This window comes from Micromonospora sp. LOL_021, from assembly GCF_048060215.1.
GTDB lineage: Bacteria > Actinomycetota > Actinomycetes > Mycobacteriales > Micromonosporaceae > Micromonospora_E.
This window is the reverse complement of sequence record NZ_JBHMIN010000007.1, coordinates 61,294-85,070: the sequence shown is the minus strand read 5'-3', so window position 1 is coordinate 85,070 and position 23,777 is coordinate 61,294. Positions and strand designations below refer to the sequence as shown.

Sequence of the window (23,777 nt, the reverse complement as noted above, 5' to 3'; positions counted from 1 at the left end):
CTGCTAGGCCGACAACGTGGGTGCCAGGTTGATAAACCCTGGTCCGGAGACCTCGACGGCGCTGCAGAGGTCCGCCAACTCCGCCCGGCCGACCACGTCGGAGGCGATGTCCCGTGGTGGGCGGCCGAGCCGACGTGCCAGGGGCAGGGCGGCGTCGGACTGGAAGTCGGCGTGCTGCGACCGCCGTACGACTGGATCGACCGGCCCGCCGGCCACCGCCGCAAACGCCTGCGCCAGCCGGTCGGCCAACAGTTTCTCAAGACTCATCAGGTACGCCAATCATGCTCCGAACCGCCTACACTCGGGAGACAGATCATCCGGGAAAGACTCGGGGAGCGGATCGATCGACGACCAAAGGGACCGGCGGGATCGATCCGCCGGTCACAGAAGAAGGGTTCAGCTCAGGCGGTCGAGTGCGGCTCGCAGGCGAGCCAAGGTTCGCTCACGTCCGAGGATCTCGATCGACTCGAACAACGGCAGCCCGACGGTGCGGCCGGTCACCGCGACCCGGACCGGTGCCTGCGCCTTGCCCAGCTTGAGTCCCCGCTCAGCCCCGATAGTTTCCAGCGTAGACTTGAGTACCTCGGCCCGCCACTCGCACGTCCCGTACGCCTCGACCACAGCCGCCAGCAGCGCCGGGGCATCGACCTTCATCGCCTTCGCCCACGCGGCCTCGTCGGCGACCGGCTCATCCAGGAACAGGAAGTCGACCATCGGCACGATCTCCGACAGCAGCGCGATCCGGGTCTGCGCCAACTCGGCGACAGCGGCGAACGCGGTGGCGTCGTACGCCTCCGGCCGCCACGGCACGGTATCGCCGCGCAACCACGGCTGGCACGCCTCGATGAACGCCTCCACCGACAACGCCCGGATGTAGTCCCCGTTGAAAGCGCGGAGCTTCTTCACGTCGAAGAACGCCGGCGACGGGTTGACGTCGGACAGCCGGAACTCCGCCACGATGTCATCCCACGGCAAGATCTCCCGATCACCCGACGGCGCCCAGCCGAGCAACATCAGATAGTTACGCATCGCCTCGGCCATGTAGCCCTCGGCACGGAAGTCCTCCAGAGCCACCCGGTCCCGGCGCTTGGACAGCTTCTGCCGCTTCTCGTTGACCAGGATCGGCGCATGCACCCACACCGGAGGCTCAGCACCCAACGCCTCCCACAGCAGCTGCTGCTTCGGCGCGTTCGGCAGGTGCTCCTCAGCCCGGATCACATGGGTGACGCCCATGACCATGTCGTCGACCACGTTCGCCAGCAGGAACACCGGCGACCCGTCGCCCCGGGCGATCACGAAGTCCTCGATCAGCGCGTTGTCGAAGGTCGGCTTGCCGCGCACCAGGTCGACGATCACGGTCGAGCCTTCGTCCGGCGTACGGAACCGCAACGCGCGACCTTCACCAGCAGGCAGACCACGGTCCCCGCAGAAGCCGTCGTAACCCTTGTGCTCGCTGCCCGTCCGGGCAATCACCTGATCCCGGGCGCAGTCGCAGTAGTACGCGCGCCCAGCGGCGAGCAGCCGGTCGATGGCCTCACGGTGGTGCTCGGCATAGTCGGACTGGAACAGCGGGCCCTCGTACTCACTCGGACCGATGCCGAGCCACTCCATCGCGTGCCCTGGACCCACTCCGGACGGTTCCGCGCCGCGTCCGTGTCCTCGATCCGCAGCACCATCGTCCCGCCTGACTGTCGGGCCAACACCCAGTTGAACAGGACAGACCGGGCATTGCCGACGTGGAACATGCCCGTCGGGGAAGGCGCGAAGCGCACACGGAGATCGGAACTGGCCACGGATAGCAGGCTACCGAACTACCTCCGCATACCTTCACCGATATCCGCTCGGAGCGCCGGGAGCCACAGCAATGCCCTGCTCGATTCAGCGGGCCGCCGCGCGCCCAAGCCGTCGCGTCAGATTCCCCGGCCGCGCTTGTGCAGGGTGCGGAGCACCAGGTCCGGCCGTACCGCCCGGCTGGCGACGGCGAGGGCGAGGTAGGCGCGCGGCTCGCGCGGGTTGCGGGCCAGGGTGTGCCGGGCCCAGCGGATCGCCCCGCGGCGGTGCCCGGCAGCGGCCTCGGCGAAGGCGATCTGCCCGGCGACCCGGGCTTCGCCGGCCGGCTCGGTGGCGAACTCCGGGTAGCGGTCCAGCAGCCACTGCAGGGCGGTGGCGATGGTGTCCCAGCGCTGTGCGAAGTAGGACCGCTTGTGCCAGCGGACCAGCACGTACGGCGTACGCAGGTTGCGCAGCGGGGCGCTGCGGGCGGCCCGGAGCAGGAACTCGTAGTCCTCCGCGTAACTACCCGGAATCTCCTCGTCGACCAGCCCGAAGCCGTCGACCAGCGCCGCGCGCCGGATCAGGAACGTCGACGGGTGCAGCTCGGTCATCCGGTCGCGCAGCAGCGCGGCGAGCGACACGCTGTCGAGGTCGAGCACCCGGTCGTTGACGGTGCCGTCGTAGCTGACCTGGATGCCGCAGCTGACGAACTCGGCGTCCGGGTGGGCGAGCAGCTCGTCGACCTGGGCGGTGAGCTTGCCGGGCAGCCATTGGTCGTCGTCGTCACAGAACGCGACCAGCTCGCCGGTCGCGGCGAGGATGCCGCTGTTGCGGGCACCGGCCAGGCCGGCGGTCCGACCGTTGCAGATCACTCGGACCGGCCGGTGTGGATCGTCGCTGGCCAACGCGGTGTCCGGGGTGGACTGATCGTAGACCACGACCACCTCGACGGGTGCCGGGTAGTCCTGCTCGCGGATCGCGGCGATGGCCTCGCGTAGCAGCTCGGGCCGGTCCCGGGTGGGGACCACGACGCTGATCGTCGGGGTCCGGTCGGCGGTCACCACGACCGCCGGCTGAGCACCCGGCGCGGGTTCGCCGACGCAAGCAGCCCTTCGATGATCTCGCCGACCCGGGCGACGGCCGCGAGTCGTGCCGTGTCGGTGCCGGCGTCGGCGGTGATGCCGAAGCTCGCTGGCGCGCGCAGCCCGGCCTCCAGCGCCTCGAACAGCGCCGTACGTGACTGGCAGAGCCGGATCAGCCCGGCGTCGGCCAGCCGGCGGGCGAACAGCATCTGATGGTCGTCGACGTGCTCGTCCAAAGTGGGGTCCCGGGGTACGACGATCGGCAGGTGGCGGTGCCGACGTGCTTCGAGGATGGTCGCCGGGCCGCCGTGGCACACCACCAGGGTGGCCCGCTGCATGGCCTGCTGCAGCGCGTCGTGGTCGAGGAAGTCGACCGCCCCGGCCAGCTCCGGCGCCCGGCTGTGCCCGTACTGCACGATCAGGTCGGCTCGGTCGGCGGCGGCGGCGTGCCAGTCCTCCAGCCAGCCAATCAGCCGGTCGAACCGGTGCCGGTCGGTCCCGACCGCGACCAGGATGGTGCCGGTACGCGGCCCACCGCGCTGCCGGGGGATCCGTGCGGCGACGCTGGTCGGCCCGGTGTTCGACAACGCGGATTCCACCACGATCAACTCCTTGACCTGGCCACTTCTACTCTTGTTACGTTGACATGTCATCGTCGTTGATAAATGCGCACAGTTATAGCAGGTTGCCGACGACGGTCGCCTCCGGGTACTGGCGTCGCTGCTCCTCCCACTGCACGAGCATCGCCGACAGGAACGGGCGACACAGCCGCGCGGTGAGCGTCGCCGTGTCGATGCGGTCGTAGACCTCGATGTAGATCGCCGGCACCCCGCGCAACCAGGCAAGAAACACGAAGGGAAAGGCCACTCCGGCACCGGTGGTGATCACGGCGGCGACCCGCCGCTGCCGGAAGATCCGCACCGCGAGCCGGGCGTTGCGGACGAGGTTCCGCAGGTTCCGGGTCGTCGGGTGGTGCGCCCACACGACATCCTCGCCGCGCAGCAGCGAGGTGGCGTCCGGCGTGTCGAAGGTTACCCAGCACCGCGTTCGGTTGACGTACCACGGCTCGAGCGCGAGCAACTGCGCGAGGTGACCACCGCTCGAGCCGACGAGCAGGAGGGTGGGCGCACTGTCAACATCAGGCACGTTGTTGGCCACAGATGCCCCCAGAGTTCACTAGCCGGCCAACCACTGTTTGGTTTAACAATATATGCGACCACGGCCGGAAAGAAAATTGGCGGAGGTCGCTTGACACCTTCCCGTCGAACCACTTGACCTGCGACAACATCCCCGACCACCACACTTCACAACTACTCACCGAAACCGTCCGACAACTGAGCATTTCAACAAACAGTTACTATCCGTGCCCACGAATGTGAGATATTTTCTATCCGTTCGGTAGGATTAGTAGGTGAGCAGAGTCGGGCACCACCGCCGGCACGCTGGCAATCGCCTGATCGACGATCTTGCCGTCGGGCAAACGACAAGTAGATCTCGATATATGAGACGAGCCAGGGCGACTGTCAGTCGGCGCCACGCTGCTCGATCACGTCCAGCAGCGCCGGGTGCAGCGCCGGATTCCAGCCGGCGCCACCGGCCGCCAGCCGCCAGGTCCGCAGCCACATCTCAATCAGGTAACTCTGGACGATCAGCCGCCGCCGCTCGGCGTCCACACCCAACACCGCGGCCAGCCGGTGCAGCTGGGCGTCCACAGCAGCCGCCGCGCTCGCCGCCGGAGCCCCGTCGAGTACCAGTTTGCGCTGGAAGGCATCGTGTGCCAGGTCGAAGCCGACCGGTACCTCGGGGCCACTGTGCTCCCAGTCCCAGGCGACCAGCCGTCCGCCGTACCGGCCGAGATTCCACGGCACCCAGTCGCCGTGCCAGTGACCGAACTCGACCCGCACCTGCTCGAACCGGTCGGCCAGCCGTTCCACCGCCGCTACCAACCGGCGTCCGGCCAGCGGGTCGGCGGCGCCAGCGACAGGCCCGCCGGCCGCCGTCCCGTTGGGTCGACCGGCCGCCGCCGTACCGTCGGGGTCGCCCGCGGCCGCGGCGGCGCATCGCCGCAGCCGGTCCAGGAAGGCCGAGCCGGCCAGCGGCCTCGGCGCGGTCGGCGCACCGCCCCGTCGAGCGACCGCCAGCACCGCGGCGACCTGCGGCGGCTCGCCCACCCCGAGCCCCCGCACGTCGGCGGGCAGCGGCTCGACGACGGTGACCGCCTGACCGGACCACTCGCCTGCGGCCAACAGCCTCGGCACCGCCGGATGCTCACCCAACCCCGCAGCCGGCGCCACCGCCGCCAGCGCGTCCGCCTCGGCACGGACCAGCTCCCGGGTGGCGTCGTTCCAACCGATCTTGGCGTAACCGCGCGGCCGGCCGGCCGCGTCGAACAACTGCACCGTCGGCTTGTGGTTCGGGTCCGGCGGACGGACCCCGATCGCCGCGTACCAGCGCGCCCCGCCGGAATGCGCCGCCAGATGGTCGACCAGCGTCAGCTGCTCGGCCGGCTCCGGCCCGGCCGACACGGTCAGCACCGCCGGCCGGGTCACCTGCAGCACCCCGGTCCGGGCCGCCAGACCGAGCAATGCCCGGGGCAGTCGCACCCGCAGCGGGCGCAGCGCGTTGTACGCCCAGACCGAGGCGGCGGTCACCCGCCGCGGCCCCAACGGCAACAGGAACCGGGCCCGGGCCGGCGACGGGACCACCGCGTACCGGGCCAGCAGCCGGTCGGCCGGATCCAGCGCCGGCTGCGACGCCCCGGCCGGCAGCAGCGTCAGCCGCACCCGTTCGTCCGGGAAGACCGCCCGGGTCACCCAGCCGAGACCGTCTTCGCGGCGACGCGGATCGGTGCCGGTCACCGCGGCGCCCCGGCCCAGTCCAGCCGCAACCCCAGCCGCTGCGCCAGCGCCTCGTTGTGCGGCTGGTAGTAGGCGGTCAGCTCGGCACGCAGCGCCTCGTCCATCGGCGCCGACCGGCGGTCGTTGTACACCTTGAACGTCGGCAGCTCATGCCCGGGCAGGCCGAGGAAGTCGAGCGTACGCAGATAGGCCGACCGGGTGTCGCGGTAGAACTCCTCGCTGGTCAGGAAGAGGAACTGGGCGCGGTCGAACCGGTCCAGCCAGGGCTCGAGATGCTCCAGGTAGCGCCCACGCGCCCGGTAGGTGTACCAGTCGTACGGCTCGGAGAAGTAGTTCGGATCGGCGATCAGCCGGTCGCGCTCACCGGCGGTCCGCTCCGGCTCGCTCGCCAACGCCTGCGGGAAGTCCAGCGGCTCCTTGCCCTCGGTCCGCCGCTCCTTCCAGTGCGAGTACGCCCGCTCGACCGGATCGCGCAGCAGCACGATCAGCCGTACCTGGGGCAGCAGTTGCTGGACCCGCTCGGCGGCCGTCGGGTGGAACATGTACAGCGGAGCGGCCTCGCCGGCGCGGACCGGGCCGCCGTACCGGGCGGTCAGCGCGGCGCGCTGACGCTCGGTGGGAAAGTGCGACCGGTACCACGCCTCCCCCCGCGACCAGTGTTCCTCGAAGTAATGGGTGGCCTTGGTGTTCCAGGCCGGGAACAGCCGCGGCACCAGCGGATGCTGGATCAGGTAGTTCCACAGCGACGTGGTACCGCCGCGCTTCGTGCCGATGATCAGGAAGTCCGGCAGCGGGCGACGGTGACTGGTACGTACCCCGTAGTGCACCATCGACTCGCGTACCCGGTCGGTCACCTGGGTCGGTACCGCCTGCTTGATGCGGTCCCTGATGGACGTCAAGGCCTGCTCACCCACCTCTCTGTCTGACGCTGCGCCACACTCGGCGCCGCACACCCGGCAGCGCCGACATTACGATCACGACCGCGCCGACCAGGGCCAACGCGGTAAAGAGGCCAGCCACGTCCCGGCCGCCCGCGACGACCGCGGCGACGCTGACCGCCCCGACGCCGGCCAGCGTCGCCGCCGCCGCCACCGACACCGACCGGTCCACCAGTGGCTGCCCGACCACCAGCCGGGCGGCGGTCGCCGCGATCAGGTTCTCCAGCACGATCCCGGTGGCCCAGGCAACCGCCACCCCGAGCACCCCGTGCCGGGGCACCAGCCAGAACGCCAACGACACCGTCGCCGTCAGATTCACCAGCGTGGCTACCAGGTGCAGGCCGCTGTGCCCGCTCATCAGCAGCAACGTCTGCACGTTGCCGACCGCGATGTTCACCAGCATCGCGACGGCCAGCACCGTCATCGCCGTGGTGCCAGCGGCGAACTCCGGCCCGAAGATACTCAGAAAACCCGGCGCGAAGATCGCCAGCAGCAGATAGACCGGCCAGGAGAGCACGATCGCCCAGCTGGTGGTCTGCCGGTGCACCGCCGCCGCCTCGGCCGGCCGGTCCGCGCCGAGCAGCCGGGACAGCTGCGGCGCGACCGCGACCCGCAGCCCCTGCAGGGCGAGCTGCCCGGCCAGGATGTACCGACCGACCGCGCCGAAGATGCCCGCCTCGGCCTGCCCGGCCAGCGCGACAGCCAGCAGCACCCCGATCCACATGCTGCCCGCGTCGATCGCGGCCGAGCCGGCCCTCGGCAGCGCGAACCGCCAGAAGCCACGCCAGTCCGCCGACCCGGCCCGCAGTCGGGCGCCGCGCCCCAGACCGAGCGGGCCGGCGACCAGACCGGCGCAGACCAGCAGAGCGGCCAGCGCCGGCACCAGCCAGCCGGCCAACCCGAGCAGCACCGCGCCGCTGGCCAGCGCGGCAAGACCGACCAGCACCGGCCGGCCGATCGGCAGCAGGAAGAACTGCACCGCCACGTATCCGCCGATCGGTCGGACCCCGCGGACGGCCGCGAGCATCAGACCGGTGGCGACCAGCACCGGCAACCCGACCGCGCAGAGCTGAACCAGGCGTACGGTCTCCGTACTCGCCCGGTCGAACAGGCCGTCCGCGAGTTGCGGGGCGACCAGCAGCCCGACGACGGCCACCACGATGGCGAACACCAGCGGCGGCAGCAACGCCACCGGCAGCATCCGGGCGGCGTCCCCGGTGGCGCCGGTACGGCGCCGGGGCAACGCCCAGAGCAGCCCCGTCTCGGCCCCCAGGGTGCAGACCGCAGTGGCCACGGTGAGCAGTCCGACCGCGGCGAAGAACGCACCCGCGCCGGTTGGCCCGTAGCCGCGGGTGATGACCACCGCCAAGACGAAGCCGAACAGCCCGCTGACCGCCGCGCCGGCCAAGCCGATGGCGCCGCTGCGGGCGCTGCGCCGGGTCTCCCGCTGATCGGTGGCGGCGGTCACCGTACGGCCCCGGCCAGCCGTTGCGGGACTGGACGCTGACTGAGCGGGCGGCCGGGGCGTTCCCGGTCGACGAGCACCAACGCCACCCCGGCGACGTAGAAGATCGCTGTCAGGTTCTGGTTGACCAGGCCGTAGAAGGGCAGCTGGACCAGGCCGATCAGCGGCACGACGGAGAGCCACTGCGCGGCCGCCGTACTGGCCGGCCAGCAGCGGAGCCCGACGATCACGAACCAGCCGATGAAGCAGACCAGCGCCGGAACACCGTGACTGAACAGCACGGCCCACAGCTGGCCCTGGGTGCCGATCGGCGCGTCGGCGGTGACCGTGTCGACCTGCACCGGTGCGCCGAATCCGAGCACCGGCGACCGCTGGACCCAGCGCAGCACCTCCAGGTAGAGCGACAGCCGGTCGGTGTTGGTGTCGCTGACACTCACCCGGCGCTCGATCAGCTCGCCGATCGGAATGAACAGGGTGACCAGCCCGCCGACGGCCAGCATCCCGAGCATGGACGCCAGCGCCTTGACGTTGCCCCGGGCCGCGGCCCGCAGGCCGAGCACGGCCAGCCCGACGCCGAGGCTGAGGAACATACCCCGGTTGAGGGTCAGGAACGCCGGCGGCAGCGACAACGGCAGCGCGACCAGCAGGACCGTCCGGGCCGGGCCCCGGGCACCGAGCAGCAGGCAGGCCACCACCGCCGGCAGGGTGATGGCGAACGTGCTGCCGTACGTGTTGGTGTAGGCGAACGGCGCCGCCGGCCGGAAGATCGGATTGGCCGAGCGGGCGCTGTACTCGGTCGCCTGGGCGTGCACCATGTCCCGGATGAACGGGTTGCCGGACAACCCACCCGGTAGTACCAGTTCGAACGGGGTGACCATGCCGAACCGGGGCATCAGCAGACCGAGCCAGCCGAGCAGCACAAGGGCGACGAAGAAGGCACACAGCGGGCCGAGCACCACGGTCAATGCGTCCCGCTCCCGCGCCATCGTGTACACGTAGCAGCAGACGACGATCGCGGTGACGTAGAACAACAACCGGAAGGTGAAGGTGAGCAGCGCGCCAACGTCGGCCAGCTGGGTGGCGCTGACCACCACGAGGGCCAGGAAGGCCAGCCAGAGCCCGGCACCGGCGGGCAACGGGATCCGTCCCCGGACGAACATGACGATCAGCAGCAGCGCGCCGAACACCGGCCAGCCGAAGTAGAACAGCCCGCTGAGCCACCAGACCGGCACCAGGCCGAACATCAGCCAGAGCGGCCAGATCGGCAACGCCGGGGGGTGCCGGGCCAGCTCAACCACGGCCGCTGCCGGTGAGCACGAAGCCGAGCGGCTCGGCCCCGGCGGCGCGCAGCCGGTCGGTCAACCGGCGCAGGTCGGCCAGCCGGGTACGGTCCCGCTCGACCACGACGATCGCGGTGCCGGTCCGCGCCTCCCGCACGCCACGCTCGTCCGACTCGGCCGGTGGGGCGTTGAACAGCACGATCTCCCCGTCGCGCGGTGCCTGCGCGTACAGGCCGATGCGGACCATGCCGGCCCCGACGGTGAGCGCGTCCGCCGGCAGCGTACGGACCGGGATGGTGGCGACCACCGGGCCGTCGTCGCCGGCCGGGCGATCGCCGGCCGCCGACCGGCCGCCGCCCGACGGCCGGGACTGCCCGGTGCCCGGGGTCGGCCGAGGCGACGGCCGTCGGGTGGGAGCGGCCGAATCGTCCACCGTGTCGGTTACCCGGGGCAGGATCACCGTGCGGTCCTGATCGACGTTGGGCAGGGAGAAGATCAGGGTGCTCTCCGGGTCGCCGCTGTCGCCGGGGCGCTGCTCCACACCGCCTGGCTGGGTCGTTGCCTTACCACCGTCCGGTTGGGTCGGTGCCGCGCCGCCTGGCTGGGTCGGTGCCGTACCGTCCGGCTGCGCCGGGACGAACGGCCCGGACGGCACTCGGCGCCGGTCGGCGAGCAGCGCGTCGCGCAGCGCGGTCACCCGGTGGCTGTCGTCGCCGATGTATACGTCCCGCCCGTCGGCGGCCAGCGCGACGGCGAGACTCGCGGTCATCGGGGTGGTGTCCTCCCGGTTGCGCGACGAGATCACCACCACCGGGGTACGGACCGCCTGGCGGAGCTGTTCGGCGATGGCCATGCCGACGTACCGGACGTCGGCGTCGACGGTACGTGCGTCGACCCGCAGTCCACGGCGACGTACGGTGCCCAGCAGCGGCAGCCCGGCGACCTCGCTGGCCTCCGCCTCGCTGCGGATCCGCCGGTCCACCGACTCCCGCAGGTAGGTCAGCAGCACCCCGATTACCGCGCCGACCAGCAGGCCGGCCAACGGGTAGAGGATCCCGGGCGGACCGTCGGTGGACAGTTGCTGCTGGGCGCTCTGGGTGATCCAGCCGGGCGTGACGTCGATCGCGGCGATCTCGGTACGGGCCGCGTTGAGCTCGGCCAGCTGGTTGCTCAGCGAGCCGAACTCGGCCAACGCCGCGTCGGCCGCCGGGGCGCTGTTCGCGTCGGCGATCCGGCTCTGCGCCGCGTCCTGCTGCTCGGCCACCTTGACGATGCTCTCGTCGTAGGAGGCCAGCATGTCGGTGCGCTGCCGCTCGTACATCTCCTGGCGCACCTGCAGATAGGTGGTGGCCGCGAGGTTCACGGTGTCGACGGCGGCGTCGACCGTGCCGGTCGAGTAGGTGAACCGCAGGATCTGGCCACCGGTGGGGACCTCGATCTGCAGCGCCCGGCGGACCTCGACGACGTCGGTCGACCGGGCCTCGGCGATCCGGGAGAGCACCTCGGTGCTGGCCGCGATGCCACTCTCGACGTTCATGTTGACCGAACGGTCGGCGCCGGCCCCGGGATAGGTGAAGGCGTCGGTGACCACCGGCCGGACCGCGACGACCGCGGTGGCCGAGGCGGCAGGTGGGGCCACCACCAGGTAGCCGATCGCCAACAGCAGGCCGGTCGCGGCGCCCGCGACGACCGTCAGCCACCGCAGCCGTGGGATCCGCAGCAGGTCGGTGAGGGTCACGGTCCGGGCTGGCTGGTCACTCATCGAACTTCTTCACAATCTGCTGCGGGTTGCCGATCACGACGACCCGATCGGGTACGTCGACGCGGACCACCGTGCCGGCACCGACGACGCTGTCGCGGCCGATCCGGACGCCCTTCATCACCAGGACGTGCGCCCCGATCCAGACGTTGTCACCGACGACGATCGGCGCCCGGGTCGCCGTGCCGGGCGGTGCATGCCGCAGCTGCGGCGGGAGATTGTGGAAATCGTTGTCCATCAGCTCGCAGTCGGACAGCAGACACCGGTCACCGACCTCGACAGTGGTCCAACTGCCGATCCAGGTGGCGTTGAGCAGGCAGTCGGCACCGACTGTGACCTCACCCGTGCCGGCGAAGCGGACCAGCTTGTTGAGCCGGGTCCGGTCGCCGATCGTCACCCGCACCCCTCGGCGGAGCCGGACCCGGCCCCGGATCTCCACGCCTCGGCCGAGCTTCAGGCGGGGATACCGCAGCTGGTAGTAGGTCCGCTTGACGGCGAACACCACCCGCAGCAGTGCGCCGTGCCGACGTGTGCTCGACCCCACCGGTCCGCCTCCCCTGTGCAACGATGCCTCACCCTACAAAATGGCCGGTGAGCCGGCAGCAGGGATGCTGCCGCCGGCCCTCATCCGGTCACTGCGGGGCGCTACGCCGCCCGGTCACTCGGCCGCGAAGAACATCGACCGGTTGGTCCAGTCGAGCGCCGGGTCGGGCTCGGCCAGCACGGTCACCGCGGTGCCGGCCACCGCGACGTCGGCGGTCGGGTCGAACGGCACCGACCGCAGCCGCCCGTCGGACGAGCCGAACACGATGCTGCCGGCCACCCAGGCCATACCACGGACCGAGCTCCAGGTGACACCGTCGGTCGGTACGGTGAACTCGGTGGCGCCGAGGTAGTTACCGTCGAGTTCGAAGTACCGGTAGAACAGCTGATCGTTGCCGCTGCCGGAGCGGGTGTAGTAGAGCCGGCCGTCCAGGTAGAACGCGGCGTTCAGCGACAACGCGTCGAACCAGGAGTTGTAGCCCGAACTCTCCCACGGCCCGCCGACGCTGCTTCCGTTGAACATCGAGATGTCCAGCCGGCTGCCGGTGTCGGTGCCGGCGACCGGGCGGGCCCAGTAGATCCGGTTGTGCACCCGCCACACCGCGCCGGCGTCGACCAGGTTCGGCTGGTTGGTGACAGTCGCCGTGCCGAACGTTGCCCCGTCGAACGGCACCTTGGTCAGGTCGCCGTTGGCTGCCGCCAGGTAGAGGTAGCCGGTGCTGCCGGTCGGCGGGTTGCGCGGCACGATGGTCCGCCCACCCGCATCGGGAAACATGCCGAGCCGGCCGTGGTACTCGTTACCCATGCCGTCGGAGTTGTGGCCGAAGTAGAGGCCGTCCGAGCCGAACCAGAGCACCGGCACCGCCGAACCCCAGCTGCTCGCGCCGGGCGGCAGCGCCGATCCGCCGCTGCGCCGCGGGTTCCAGTTGACCGGCATCCCGGTCGCCACGGTCACCGCGCCGATGCCGAGCCGGTCGACCGCGCCGTCGCCGGCGTTGTCACTGCGGTTAGGGTTGTTCAGCCAGCGGAAGTGTCCGCCGGTGTAGGCGATGCCGTCGCGCACCACCACCGAGGTGATGGTGTCGTTGCCGGTGAAGTTGAGCCAGGTGGCGTCGAGGTCGCTGCCCCGGTCGGTGGTCTCGTAGCGGGCCAGCGCGTCGCAGTACGCGGTCGGCCAGCCCGACCCCCCGTTGGTGCCGACGACGAAGTAGCTGCTGTCGTCGCCGAAGCTGATGTCCTGCACGTAGTGGGTGAAGGTCCGCCAGGAGCAGTTCGGGGCGAACCGGTGGTTGCTGTCCCAGTCGACCAGGGCCGGGGTCCCGGTCAGGTCGACCATCGCGATCTGCTCCCGGGTCAGGCCTTCGACCTCACGGAAGTTGCCGCCGAAAACCAGCGTGTCGCCGTCGGGTGCGACGTCGAGCGTCCACACGTACGGTGGCACGTCGTGCCGGCCCACCGCGATGTCGACGTCGAAGGTCGGATCGATCGCGCCGGTCTCCACGTCCAGCCGGGCGAGCCCGGCGTGCTGGGTGCCGTTGACCCAGTTGAACGCGCCGCCGATGTAGAGCCAGTCGCCGCTGACCTCCATGTCGCGGACCACTCCGCCGTCGGAGCGGCCCTCCCACGACGGCACCGTGGCACCGGTCGCCGGATCGAGGGCGACCAGGTTGCGGCGGGGCTCGCCGTTGACGTTGCGGAAGACCCCGCCGACGATCAGCTCACCGGCCGGGGTGACCTCGATGGTGTTCACCGCACCGTCCAGGTCGGGCTGGAAACCGGCGACCAGCGCGCCGGTGGACCGCTGGTACCCGAACAGGTACGGCCGGGCCTCCCAGGTCGCCGAACTGGTCGGCCGGACCTCGGTGAAGGTGCCACCGACGAAGACCACGCCACCGATCTCGGCGAACGCCCGGGCTTCTCCGTTGCGGGCATGTGGAGTGTGGTCCGCCGGGTTGGTCGAGACCAGAGTGGCCGGAGCCGGGGTGGGGACGACGGCGGCGCCCGCGGCCGTCGCGTCGATGATCAGTGTCAGCACTGCAGCCGTCGCGACCAGGGACAATACCCACGGACGACGGCCGCTGGACAGACGCCAGCCAGGCTGGGATTGGTTCACGCTTCCCTCCAGATGGGAAATTGTCTCAGACAGCGTGCGCCAACCCCAGCCGGGTCAGACATCCACCGATCGGACGGCGACCGATCGGGTTTCTTCCAGATCTGCTGATCGTCCTACCAGGTCAACTCCGGCCGGGCAGCGGCTGCCGGAAGTAGGGATCCTTGCCGGCTTTGGTGAACCCGGCCAGCGCCGACGGGTTGTGGTTCATCGTCATGTTGCAGGTGGCCGACGTGGTCGTCGATCCGGCGGAGTTGAAGTAGACCACCGCCTTGATCTTCGGATGCGCCTTGATCGCGGCCGGGAACTGCTCGAACCACCGCTGCTTCGCCGCCGGGTCGTCCGGATGAAAGTTGCTGCCGAACTCGGCCAGCATCCGGGGTTTGCCCGCACCGATGCGGTGCTCGTCCAGCCACCGGTAGAAGCCACCGACCGTGGTGTGCGGGTCCTTCCAGGTCTTGCCACCGTTGCAGGCGTAGAAGTTGTACGGATCGTAGCCAACCCAGTCCACATAGGCATCGCCGGGATAGAGACCGGCGTACCGGTCGTAATGGCCCGACCAGCCCATCATCACCCACACCCAGACCGCGTTGTCCGCGCCAGCCTTCGCGAAGCGCTGGTGCACGTGCCGCCAGGCCCGCACGAAGTCGGCATCGCTGCCCTTGGCCGGCTCGTCCTCCGGCTCGTGGTCGAAGCCCATGAACACCGGCACCCCGGTCGCCTTGATCCGGCCGGCCACGTCGTCGATCACCGAGTCGTACCGGCCGCTGTAGACGTCCCGCCAGCTCAACGTGGTGCCGGAGGAGAAAATCCGGGACTCCCAGGCGAAGAACATCAACCGACCGCCGCGCATCTGCTCCTGCTCGAACTTGTCAGGGAACGCCCCGTTGCTGCCGGCATTCGAGAAGTCGTGATAGCGGTGTACGATGTCGAACTTGCGCCCGACCTGCGCCTCGACCTCGGCGACCGCGCCGCCGTGGTTCCAGCCCTTCGCGGCGCTGGTCGGCGAGTACATCCCCCACCAGGCACCGCAGGCGGGCACCAGCAGGTCCGACACCGAGCCGCAGCCGGCGCCGGGGGCCGGCGGACTGGCCGACGCGCTGGGCGCCACGGTCGGCGAAGCGGACGCCGACGCGGACGCCGACGCGGACGCCGACGGGGCCGCGGTGGTCGGCACCGGCGCGCTCGGCGGCGCGGACGGAGTGGGCGCCGCAGCCGGTGGCGGAGTGCCGGGCGCGTCGTCCGCCGCCGGTTCGTAGCTGATCACCAGCCGGGGCCGGATCGACTGGTCGCGGTATTCGACCGACGGCCAGTAGACGCGCTTGTTCAGCCCGGTCTGGCGCAGCGCGAACGTGTAGGTGCCGTTGCCGGCGACCTGCGCGGACACGTCCCACTCGTTGTAGCCCTTGCGGACCGTCGGCAGCGTCGCGAGTGCCCGGTCGACGGTACGGGCGACCCCGTCCGCCCCGGCCAGCGACGGCCGCGGCTGGCGGGCGTCCACTGCGGTCCGGTACGCGGTGACCTGCGCGTCCAATTCCTGCCAGGAGTACAGCTGCAGGCGGACCCGCAGGTTGCGGACGGTCTTCGGCAGTTGGTCGACGGTGAACTCGACGATCGCATCCCGGGCCCCCCGCGGGTTGCGCTCGCAGAGCGCGGGACAGGTGGCCAGGGTGGTCTTCGCCCCGTTGTCACCGTCCTGCGGCACGTCGGTGGCGGTGGTGTCGGCGCTGGCCGACACGGTGACCTCGTCGTCGGCGAGCAACGGCAGGGCGGTGACCACCATGCCGGCCAGCAACGTGGCGCTGACGCCGCCGACGATGAGCCGGCGACGGCCGGAACCGGTACGCGCGATGGCGTCGCTCAATCTGTGTCTACTCAAGAAAACAACCCCCCTGTGGCACGAGCTTGCCGCGCGAGCCTAACGGGGGTGAGCTCAGATGTACGCCGAGTAACCAGAGATCTAAGCACTAATTAAATTTACCGGCGTCATCCGAGGGTCTTCGCGACGACCTTCGCCATCAACCGGAATGCCTTGCCACGGTGGCTGATCGCGTCCTTCTCGGCCGGGCTGAGCTCGGCGTTGGTCCGTTCCTGGCCGTCACCGAGGAAGATCGGGTCGTAACCGAAGCCGCCGTCGCCGCGACCGGCGCGCAACAGCCGGCCGGACTGGCGTCCTTCGACCAGGTGTTCCTTGCCGCCGGGCAGCACCAGAGCCGCCGCACAGACGAACGACGCCGCCCGGTGCTCGTCCGGAACGTCGGAGAGCTGAGCCAGCACCAGATGCAGGTTGGCGAGGTCGTCACCGTGCCGGCCGGACCACCGGGCACTGAACACTCCGGGCATCCCACCCAGGGCGTCAACGGCCAACCCGGAGTCGTCGGCGACCGTCGGCAACCCGGTGTATCGACAGCCTTCCCTGGCTTTGAGCAGCGCGTTCTCCCCGAAGGTGAGACCGGACTCGGGCACCTCCGGGTAGGGCTCCAGGTCGGCCAGCCCGACCAGTTCGACCCGGTGGGCACCGAGCGAAGTGTCCAGGATCCGCTGCAGCTCGGCCAGCTTCTTGCCGTTGCGGGTGGCGAGCAGCAGCCGGGCACGCCCGGCCGGCGCCGCGCTCACCGGTCCAGCACCTTACGCTGTGCGGCGGTCAGCTCGGCGCAGCCGGCGACCGCCAGGTCGAGCATGGCGTCTAGCTGGTCCCGGCCGAACACCGCCGCCTCGCCGGTCCCCTGTACCTCGACGAAGTCCCCGTCGCCGGTGCAGACCACGTTCATGTCCACGTCGGCCGCGACGTCCTCCAGATAACACAGGTCCAGCCGCGGTTCGCCGTCGATCACGCCGACGCTGACCGCCGCGATCGAGCGCCGCATCACCCGGTCCGGCTTGCCGCTGAGCGCCTTGCGGTCGGCCAGCCAGCTGACCGCGTCGGTCAGCGCGACGTAGCCGCCGGTGATCGCGGCGGTCCGGGTGCCGCCGTCGGCCTGCAGCACGTCGCAGTCCAGCACGATCGAGTTCTCCCCGAGCGCCTTCAGATCGACAGCGGCACGCAGGCTGCGCCCGATCAGCCGGGAGATCTCGTGGGTCCGGCCGCCCAGCCGGCCCTTGACGCTCTCCCGGTCCGACCGGGTGGTGGTCGCCCGCGGCAGCATGGCGTACTCGGCCGTCACCCAGCCCAGTCCGGAACCCTTCCGCCAGCGGGGCACCCCCTCGGTGACGCTCGCGGTGCAGAGCACCTTGGTCTGCCCGAACTCGACCAGCACCGACCCTTCCGGGTGCATGCTCCAGTTGCGGGTCAGGGTCACCGGTCGTAGCTGAGCGTGGGTGCGTCCGTCGGGTCGTGCCATGCGCAGAGCCTATGTGCCGCGCCGCTGCGGGCCCCGTCCGGGTCACACCGCACCGGTCCGGATGCTGATGGTCCGCTGGATGTGCCGGATGCTGATGCTCCGCCGGATGTCAGGCGGCGACCGGCAGACGGGCCACGACGCCGGGTGCGTCCAGCACGGCGCGGTAGTGCTCGATCAACTCGTCGCCGATCGCCGCCCAGGTGCGGCCGGCGACCGCGGCCCGCGCGGCCCGGCCGTACCGGGCCCGGCGGGCCGGATCGGCGACCAGCCCGGCGACCGCCTCGGCGAGCGCCGTCGGATCATCGGGCGGCACCAGCAGCCCGGTCACCCCGGACACCACCAGGTCCATCGGGCCACCGGCGGCCGGCGCCACCACCGGTACGCCACTGGCCTGCGCCTCCTGCACGGTCTGGCCGAAGGTCTCGTGCGGCCCGGTGTGGGTGAACACGTCGAAGCTGGCGTACAGCCGGGCCAGGTCACGGCCGTGCCGGGCACCGAGGAAGCGGACCGCCGGCAGGGCGCGTTCCAACTCCTTGCGGGCCGGTCCGTCACCTACCACCACGACCCGTACGCCCGGCAGCCGACTGGTTTCGGCGAGCAGGTCCACCCGCTTCTCGGCGGCGAGCCGGCCGACGTAGCCGACCAGCGTCTCACCACCGGGAGCCAGCTCGCGGCGGGTCTGTTCGCAGCGGTGGGCCGGGGCGAACCGGACCGGGTCGATGCCGCGGCCCCAGATGCGTACCCGGTCGATGCCGTTGGCGGTCAGGTCGGCGGCCGCGGCGGTCGAGGGCGCCAGGGTGCGGTCCGCAGCGTTGTGGATCTCGCGCAGCCAGCGCCAGACCGTCGCCACGCTCCACCCCAGGTGGTACGCGCGGGCGTAGGCGGCCACGTCGGTCTGGTAGACCGCCAGGGTGGGTAGCCGCAACCGGCGGGCCACCGTCAGACCACGCGCGCCGAGCACGAACGGGCTGGCCAGATGTACGACGTCCGGGGCGTGGTCGGCCAGCACCTCGGTGAGCCGGCGGCTCGGCAGGCCAAGCCGGAAGCTGCGGTAGAGCGGCACCGGCAGGCTCGGCACCCGGACCACCGGGTACGGGTGGGCACCGGCCTCCGCCCGCCCGGCGGCGGCCGGCGCTGGCGCGACCACCAACGGCTCGTGGCCGCGGGCGACCAGGTGTTCGGCGACCCGCACCACGGAGTGCGCCACCCCGTTGAGGTCCGGCGGGAAGGACTCGGTGACGATCGCGACGCGCATGGGTGTCACGGTCGCGCCTGTGCGGGTGGCCAAGGCTACGCCGCGTTGACCAGCGGGCGAACTCTGCGGCAAGAGACCGGATGCCCGGTGTCGACCGGTCAGACCTCGTATCGGGCGCCGGCCCGGACGATCTCGACCGGGCCGTCGAAGCTCGACGCCGCCGCCTCGAACGTCGACGCCTCGCTGCCCCAGGCGGTGACCAGGTGGGTCAGCAGCAGCCGGCCGACCCCCGCCTTGGTCGCGGCCTCCCCGGCTTCCCGGCCGGTCAGGTGCAGGTCCGGCGGGTTGTCCACCCCGTCGAGGTAGCTGGCCTCGCAGAGGAAGACGTGCGCGTCCTGGGCCAGCCGCAGCAGCGCCTCACAGGGTGCCGTGTCCGACGAGTAGGTCAGCACCCGGTCGCCGTGCTCCACGCGTACCCCGTAGGTTTCCACCGGGTGGTTGACCCGGTCGACGGTGACCTGCAGCGGGCCGATCGGGAAGCTGCCGGGCTGCAGGCCGTAGAAGGTGTAGACGTCGTCGACCGGCTCGCCGCTGATGTTGTATGCGGTGGCGATCCGGTCGGGCGCGCCGGCCGGGGCGTAGACCGGCAGCGGCGGGTACGGACCGTCTGGGGCGTAGCGCCGCACCACCACGTAGGTGCATGCGTCGAGCATGTGGTCGCAGTGCAGGTGGGTGAGCAGGATCGCGTCGACCGTGTGCAGGCCGGCGTACCGCTGCAGGGCGGACAGCGAACCCGAGCCGAAGTCGACGAGCAGGCGGAACCCGTCCGCCTCGATCAGGTAGGCCGAACAGGCGGCCTCGGGCCCGGGGAAACTCCCGGCGCAGCCGAGTACGGTCAGACGCATCAACTGTTCCCACGGTCGCGGTGAGACACCGGCGATGCGCCGTTCATGCCATCGAAGATCTCCACCAGCGGCTCTGCCACGCTCGGCAGCCTACGCCGCAGCCAGCGGCGGAATGAAAGATCCGCTGCAACTTGTCGTCAACGTGACACCGAAGCGCGAACAACTGGAGCGACTTCGACAACCCGCACCAGGATCGCCCATAGCACAACCAATCATTTGCACCGGAACACCGCGGTGCGCAGACTGCGCCGACCGGTGCGGCTCAGGCCCAGAGCTGGCCTTCCAGCGCTTCCTCGGCGTCGGACAGCGTGCCGCCGTACGCACCGGTGGAGAGGTACTTCCAGCCGCCGTCGGCGACCAGGAACGCCACGTCGGCGCGGCGGCCGGCCTTGACCGCCTCGTGCGCGACGGCGAGCGCGGCGTGCAGTACGGCGCCGGTCGAGAAGCCGACGAAGAGCCCCTCTACCTCCACCAGCTGCCGGGTCCGCAGCACCGCGTCGCGGGTACCCACCGAGAACCGCCGGGTCAGCACGTTCGCGTCGTACAGCTCCGGCACGTAGCCTTCGTCGATGTTGCGTAACCCGTACACCAGCTCGCCGTAGCGGGGCTCGGCGGCGACCACCTCGATGCCGTCGACCTTCTCCCGCAGGTAGCGCCCGGTGCCCATCAGGGTGCCGGTGGTGCCGAGCCCGGCGACGAAGTGGGTGACCGTGGGCAGGTCGCGCAGCAGCTCCGGACCGGTGGTCTCGTAGTGGGCCTGGGCGTTGCCGCTGTTGCCGTACTGGTAGAGCATCACCCAGTCGGGGTGCTCGGCGGCGATCTGCTTGGCGGTGGCCACCGCCTGGTTGGAGCCGCCGGCGGCCGGCGAGAAGATGATCTCGGCGCCGTACATCCGGAGCAGTTGGACCCGTTCGGCGGAGACGTTCTCCGGCATCACGCAGACCAGCCGGTAGCCGCGCAGCTTCGCCACCATGGCGAGCGAGATGCCGGTGTTGCCGCTGGTGGGTTCGAGGATGGTGTCGCCGGGCCGGAGCCGCCCGGCCCGTTCGGCGGCGCGGACCATGAACATGGCCGCCCGGTCCTTGACACTGCCGGTCGGGTTGCGGTCCTCCAGCTTGGCCCACAGCCGTACCGGTGGTGCCCCGTCGGGCACCACCGGGGAGAGCCGGGGCAGGCCGACCAGCGGGGTGCCGCCACACGCGTCGAGCAGGCTGTCGTAGCGCGTCATGGCGGGCCGCTCAGCCGCTGACGGTGCTGGTGGTGGCCGAGGCGACGTCGTCCGCGCCGCCGGCCACCGCGGGCAGGATCGTCACGGTGTCCCCGTCGGCGACCTTGGCCTCGAGCGCGCCGAGGAACCGGACGTCCTCGTCGTTGACGTAAATGTTGACGAAGCGGTGCAGGTTGCCCTCGTCGGTGACCAGCCGGCCACGCAGGCCGGAGTGCTTGGCGTCGAGGTCGTCCAGCAGGGCGGCGAGGGTGTCCCCGTTGCCTTCGACGACCTTGGCGCCGCCGGTGTAGCTACGCAGGATGGTGGGGACGCGAACTTCGATAGACATTGACGTGCTCCTATTGCAACGGTAGGTCGGACCAGACTGCGGTGCGGTACGGCGCCAGGGTCAGCGGCCGGACGAACACTCGTAGTCGACCGTGGTCGGGGTTTGCCCGAACAGGTACGACTGCACCGCGTGCGGGTCGACACCGGCGTCAATGAGATTGACCGGCTCCTCGGTCACCACCTCGTCCACGATGCGGAACGACCGGATCTCGGTGACCTCCGGGTCACGGGTGGAGACCAGTAGGTAGTGGGCCTCGGGCCAGCCGGCGATCGCCGCGTCGGTGCGGGACGGGTACGCCTCGGTCGCGGTGTGCGAGTGGTAGATCACCACCGGCTCCTCGTCCCGGTCGTCCATCTCCCGCCACAGATGCAACTGCTCCATCGAGTCGAACTCGTAGAACGTCATCGAGCGGGCCGCGTTCTGCATGGGGATGTGCCGGGTCGGCGTGTCCGAGCCAGCCGGTCCGGCGACGACGCCGCACGCCTCGTCGGGGTGGTCCCGGCGGGCATGGGCGACGATCGCGTCGATGATCGACCGGTCGATGCTCAGCACGACCCCAGCCTACCGCCTTCTCCGCTTCTCCGGCCCGGCCGGCCCGTGGCGGTCGTCACGCTGGCCGACGCCTGTCGACGCCAGCCGACGTCAGTCGAGCAACGCGCCGAGCAGGGACTCCTGCAGATAGCCCAGATAGGCGTAGACCGACAGCTGGAACAGCCGGCTCGACGACGGATCGTCCTGCTCGGCCGCCGCCAGCTCGGCACCTAGATCGGTGTCGGCCCGCACCTGCAACCGGACGCCCATCGCCAGCCGGGCGTCGTTGATCGCGCGCAGCCACGCCTCAGCCGCCTCGCTGTCCAGGCGGACCTCCGCGCCGGTGTCGTCGGCGTCGGCCGGCAACGCGGCGAGCACCGCTCCCGCCTGGTCGATCTTTGCCGTCTTGAGGTCGCTCTCGGTGTACCGCCGCAGCTCCGCCGAGCTCGCTGGATCGTCCCGGTAGGTGTCCGGAAACAGCCGGTCGACCACAGGATCGTCCCGTTCGAACCCGTCGGTGAGCAGACCCACCACCTCACCGGCGACCTTGCGCAACACCCGTACCTCGTCCGGGGAGAAGACGGCGACGACGCGCCCGTTGCGGCGCCGGAACATGCTCATGCCCGGTCGACCGTCGCCCAGAGCCCGTAGGCGTGCAGCCGGGACGCGTCGAGCTCCATCCGCTCGCGGGCCCCGCTGGACACCACCGCCCGGCCCTTGTTGTGCACGTCGAGCATCAACTCCTCCGCCTTGGCCTGGCTGTACCCGAACAACTTCTGAAAGACCCAGGTCACGTACGTCATCAGGTTGACCGGATCGTCCCAGACGATGGTCACCCACAGTCGTTCGTCACCTGGCATCTCGACCGTGTCCGGCGTCTCGACCGGAGCAACCTGGGGAGCCGCCATTCCCCCATCGTGCCACCGGTGGGGCCGGGGCGGACAACGCCCACCACGGTCAGCCCGGCGCGTCGCCGCTGTCGATCGCATCAGCCAACAGGTTGGCCAGGCCACGCCGTACTGCGGCGAACCGCAACGCGATCTCCTGGGACAGCGCGATCTCCACCGCCCGCAGCGCCTGCTGAATCCAGGACCGGGCCTGGTCCGGCGCCATCCCGGACGGTCCACCGCGCGGGTGCCAGCAGTCGGCGGCGAGCGCGACGCCGATCGGCGGCACGGTGCACCGGGACCGCTGCACCGGGTACGCGGCGAAGACATCCACCACCACGGGGGACGGCCCCGCGACGGGCGACGGCCCGGTGGCGGAGGACGGCACCGGCTCGCACTGGCCGGCGGCGGTCGTCAGGAGTCCTTCCGCGACTGCCGTGGGTGGATCCCCGAGCAGCCGGCCGCGGAGCTGCTCACGCAGCAGCGGTCCGAGCCGCTGTGCCGGGTCGGACCCGAACACCTGATCGACGGCCTCGTCCACCGCGTCGTCCACGCCCACGGCACAGGCCGCACTGGCGTGCAACGACAGGGTCAGGAACTCGCGGTCCAGGAAGCCGGGTATCCCGGCCGGTCCACCGCCGAACAGCAGCTCGCGGACGGCAGCCAGGTGCAGGTTGGCCAACTCGATCGCCAATGTGTGCCGCACCCGCTGGCCGATCCGTCGCACCACCCGGTCCAGCTGCTCGGACCAGTCGGCTGCCGGCCCGCCGGGCGGCAGTGTCGGCTGCTCGTCGAACGCCTGCTGATCGGCCAGACCGGTGCCGGCCCGGTGCAGCGCCTCCCGGGCGGCCCAGTCGGTCACCTCCCGGCGAAGAAACACCGCATCGCCGGTTGCCGCATCGACCGAGTGCCAGGGTGCCTGTTCCAGCTCCGGAACAGCGGCGAGCAGCTCCGCCCGCTGGAACGACTCGCCCGCGCTCTGTATGCCGGCCGCGGTGATAGCGACGAATACCGCGACACCGGCACCCAGCGCCCGGCGCAGCAGTTCGTGTTCGATCTGCCCGGGCGGCGGCCCGGCACCAACCACGAAGACCAGCGCGCCGCCGCGTACCGCCGCGTCGAGCAGCACCGTCGCGCCGGCCGACCGGAGCGTCTCCACGTCGGGCGAATCGACCAGGCTGAGCCGGCGCAGCGAGGCATCCGGCCGGATCACCTCGACCCGGCGCGGTGGACGGGGCAGGGCCAGGCCGGCACCGGACCGCGCCGACCGCGCCGGGACGATCCACGGCTGCGACCAGCCGGGCAGAAATGCCGCGATCCGCTCGACCGTACCGTGCCGGATGACCAGGAAACTCTCGGGCGGACGCAGGTCGGGCAGCGGTGCACCGTCGAGAAACGCGGTCAGCACGGCCCGGCGGCTGTTGGCGGCGGCTCCGACCACGACGGCCGCGACCGGTTCGTCGGCCGGTGGGGGCGGCGGCACCGGGGCGGCCATCGGCAGGTCCACAGCCAGATCACCTGGGCGGCGCGGCTGCCTGCGCTGCCGGGGAACGC

General features: G+C 71.0%; 21 protein-coding genes and 2 pseudogenes. All 23 read right to left on the bottom strand.

The window, feature by feature from the left end; genetic code table 11:
• Positions 1 to 6: 6 nt before the first annotated feature.
• Positions 7 to 267 (bottom strand): annotated as a pseudogene (locus ACFHWT_RS07600) (arginine--tRNA ligase); the annotation flags it as partial.
• Positions 268 to 396: 129 nt separating this feature from the next.
• A pseudogene (gltX, locus tag ACFHWT_RS07595) lies at positions 397 to 1,745 on the bottom strand (glutamate--tRNA ligase).
• 165 nt (positions 1,746 to 1,910) lie between these two features.
• A complete protein-coding gene (locus ACFHWT_RS07590; RefSeq protein WP_416593860.1) occupies positions 1,911 to 2,837 on the bottom strand; it encodes a glycosyltransferase family 2 protein in 927 nt (308 codons plus the stop codon).
• Positions 2,831 to 3,442: a glycosyltransferase gene (locus tag ACFHWT_RS07585; RefSeq protein ID WP_416593927.1), complete on the bottom strand. Its 612-nt coding sequence runs from the start codon at positions 3,440 to 3,442 to the stop codon at positions 2,831 to 2,833. Before ACFHWT_RS07585 ends, ACFHWT_RS07590 begins: the two co-directional genes overlap by 7 nt.
• An 88-nt stretch (positions 3,443 to 3,530) precedes the next feature.
• A complete protein-coding gene (locus ACFHWT_RS07580; RefSeq protein ID WP_416593859.1) occupies positions 3,531 to 4,001 on the bottom strand; it encodes a UDP-N-acetylglucosamine--LPS N-acetylglucosamine transferase in 471 nt (156 codons plus the stop codon).
• Positions 4,002 to 4,378: 377 nt separating this feature from the next.
• Positions 4,379 to 5,713 carry a hypothetical protein gene (locus ACFHWT_RS07575; RefSeq protein ID WP_416593858.1) on the bottom strand — a complete coding sequence of 445 codons (1,335 nt, stop codon included), beginning with the start codon at positions 5,711 to 5,713 and terminating at the stop codon, positions 4,379 to 4,381.
• Entirely contained in the window at positions 5,710 to 6,612 is a 903-nt protein-coding gene (locus ACFHWT_RS07570) for a sulfotransferase domain-containing protein (RefSeq protein ID WP_416593857.1), read from the bottom strand. The genes ACFHWT_RS07575 and ACFHWT_RS07570 overlap by 4 nt, the downstream gene beginning before the upstream one ends.
• A 7-nt stretch (positions 6,613 to 6,619) precedes the next feature.
• Positions 6,620 to 8,119 (bottom strand): lipopolysaccharide biosynthesis protein, encoded by a 1,500-nt coding sequence (locus ACFHWT_RS07565; protein ID WP_416593855.1) that lies wholly within the window; start codon positions 8,117 to 8,119, stop codon positions 6,620 to 6,622.
• A complete protein-coding gene (locus ACFHWT_RS07560) occupies positions 8,116 to 9,360 on the bottom strand; it encodes an O-antigen ligase family protein (RefSeq protein WP_416593926.1) in 1,245 nt (414 codons plus the stop codon). Before ACFHWT_RS07560 ends, ACFHWT_RS07565 begins: the two co-directional genes overlap by 4 nt.
• A 46-nt stretch (positions 9,361 to 9,406) precedes the next feature.
• Positions 9,407 to 11,158: a lipopolysaccharide biosynthesis protein gene (locus ACFHWT_RS07555; RefSeq protein ID WP_416593854.1), complete on the bottom strand. Its 1,752-nt coding sequence runs from the start codon at positions 11,156 to 11,158 to the stop codon at positions 9,407 to 9,409.
• Positions 11,151 to 11,699 carry an acyltransferase gene (locus ACFHWT_RS07550; protein WP_416593853.1) on the bottom strand — a complete coding sequence of 183 codons (549 nt, stop codon included), beginning with the start codon at positions 11,697 to 11,699 and terminating at the stop codon, positions 11,151 to 11,153. The genes ACFHWT_RS07555 and ACFHWT_RS07550 overlap by 8 nt, the downstream gene beginning before the upstream one ends.
• Positions 11,700 to 11,813: 114 nt before the next feature.
• Positions 11,814 to 13,751 (bottom strand): hypothetical protein, encoded by a 1,938-nt coding sequence (locus tag ACFHWT_RS07545; RefSeq protein WP_416593925.1) that lies wholly within the window; start codon positions 13,749 to 13,751, stop codon positions 11,814 to 11,816.
• Between the two features lie 181 nt (positions 13,752 to 13,932).
• Positions 13,933 to 15,672, bottom strand: coding sequence for a glycoside hydrolase family 26 protein (locus tag ACFHWT_RS07540; protein ID WP_416593852.1), 1,740 nt, complete (start codon positions 15,670 to 15,672; stop codon positions 13,933 to 13,935).
• Between the two features lie 122 nt (positions 15,673 to 15,794).
• Positions 15,795 to 16,424 carry an RdgB/HAM1 family non-canonical purine NTP pyrophosphatase gene (rdgB, locus tag ACFHWT_RS07535; RefSeq protein WP_416593851.1) on the bottom strand — a complete coding sequence of 210 codons (630 nt, stop codon included), beginning with the start codon at positions 16,422 to 16,424 and terminating at the stop codon, positions 15,795 to 15,797.
• Positions 16,421 to 17,149 (bottom strand): ribonuclease PH, encoded by a 729-nt coding sequence (rph, locus tag ACFHWT_RS07530; RefSeq protein ID WP_416593850.1) that lies wholly within the window; start codon positions 17,147 to 17,149, stop codon positions 16,421 to 16,423. The genes rdgB and rph overlap by 4 nt, the downstream gene beginning before the upstream one ends.
• A 109-nt stretch (positions 17,150 to 17,258) precedes the next feature.
• Positions 17,259 to 18,404, bottom strand: a complete 1,146-nt coding sequence (locus ACFHWT_RS07525; protein WP_416593849.1) for a glycosyltransferase family 4 protein — start codon at positions 18,402 to 18,404, stop codon at positions 17,259 to 17,261.
• Between the two features lie 98 nt (positions 18,405 to 18,502).
• Positions 18,503 to 19,249: an MBL fold metallo-hydrolase gene (locus tag ACFHWT_RS07520; protein ID WP_416593848.1), complete on the bottom strand. Its 747-nt coding sequence runs from the start codon at positions 19,247 to 19,249 to the stop codon at positions 18,503 to 18,505.
• Positions 19,250 to 19,511: 262 nt separating this feature from the next.
• Positions 19,512 to 20,477, bottom strand: coding sequence for a PLP-dependent cysteine synthase family protein (locus tag ACFHWT_RS07515; protein ID WP_416593847.1), 966 nt, complete (start codon positions 20,475 to 20,477; stop codon positions 19,512 to 19,514).
• A 10-nt stretch (positions 20,478 to 20,487) separates the two neighbouring features.
• Positions 20,488 to 20,805: a MoaD/ThiS family protein gene (locus tag ACFHWT_RS07510; protein WP_416593846.1), complete on the bottom strand. Its 318-nt coding sequence runs from the start codon at positions 20,803 to 20,805 to the stop codon at positions 20,488 to 20,490.
• Between the two features lie 60 nt (positions 20,806 to 20,865).
• Positions 20,866 to 21,357 carry a M67 family metallopeptidase gene (locus ACFHWT_RS07505; protein ID WP_278167444.1) on the bottom strand — a complete coding sequence of 164 codons (492 nt, stop codon included), beginning with the start codon at positions 21,355 to 21,357 and terminating at the stop codon, positions 20,866 to 20,868.
• Between the two features lie 90 nt (positions 21,358 to 21,447).
• A complete protein-coding gene (locus ACFHWT_RS07500; protein ID WP_416593845.1) occupies positions 21,448 to 21,957 on the bottom strand; it encodes a DUF2017 domain-containing protein in 510 nt (169 codons plus the stop codon).
• Complete coding sequence (gene clpS, locus ACFHWT_RS07495) at positions 21,954 to 22,244, bottom strand: ATP-dependent Clp protease adapter ClpS (RefSeq protein WP_278167442.1); 291 nt, start codon at positions 22,242 to 22,244, stop codon at positions 21,954 to 21,956. Before clpS ends, ACFHWT_RS07500 begins: the two co-directional genes overlap by 4 nt.
• A 49-nt stretch (positions 22,245 to 22,293) precedes the next feature.
• On the bottom strand, positions 22,294 to 23,730 hold the full coding sequence (locus ACFHWT_RS07490) for a hypothetical protein (protein ID WP_416593844.1): 1,437 nt from the start codon (positions 23,728 to 23,730) through the stop codon (positions 22,294 to 22,296).
• Between the last annotated feature and the right edge of the window lie 47 nt (positions 23,731 to 23,777).

Coding starts and splice junctions, on each gene's coding strand:
- ACFHWT_RS07520 (WP_416593848.1), bottom strand. CDS start 19,249: ATGCGTCTGACCGTACTCGGCTGCGCCGGGAGTTTCCCCGGGCCCGAG.
- rph (WP_416593850.1), bottom strand. CDS start 17,149: ATGGCACGACCCGACGGACGCACCCACGCTCAGCTACGACCGGTGACC.
- ACFHWT_RS07525 (WP_416593849.1), bottom strand. CDS start 18,404: ATGCGCGTCGCGATCGTCACCGAGTCCTTCCCGCCGGACCTCAACGGG.
- ACFHWT_RS07500 (WP_416593845.1), bottom strand. CDS start 21,957: ATGAGCATGTTCCGGCGCCGCAACGGGCGCGTCGTCGCCGTCTTCTCC.
- ACFHWT_RS07560 (WP_416593926.1), bottom strand. CDS start 9,360: ATGTTCGGCCTGGTGCCGGTCTGGTGGCTCAGCGGGCTGTTCTACTTC.
- ACFHWT_RS07555 (WP_416593854.1), bottom strand. CDS start 11,158: ATGAGTGACCAGCCAGCCCGGACCGTGACCCTCACCGACCTGCTGCGG.
- ACFHWT_RS07515 (WP_416593847.1), bottom strand. CDS start 20,477: ATGACGCGCTACGACAGCCTGCTCGACGCGTGTGGCGGCACCCCGCTG.
- ACFHWT_RS07510 (WP_416593846.1), bottom strand. CDS start 20,805: ATGTCTATCGAAGTTCGCGTCCCCACCATCCTGCGTAGCTACACCGGC.
- clpS (WP_278167442.1), bottom strand. CDS start 22,244: ATGGCGGCTCCCCAGGTTGCTCCGGTCGAGACGCCGGACACGGTCGAG.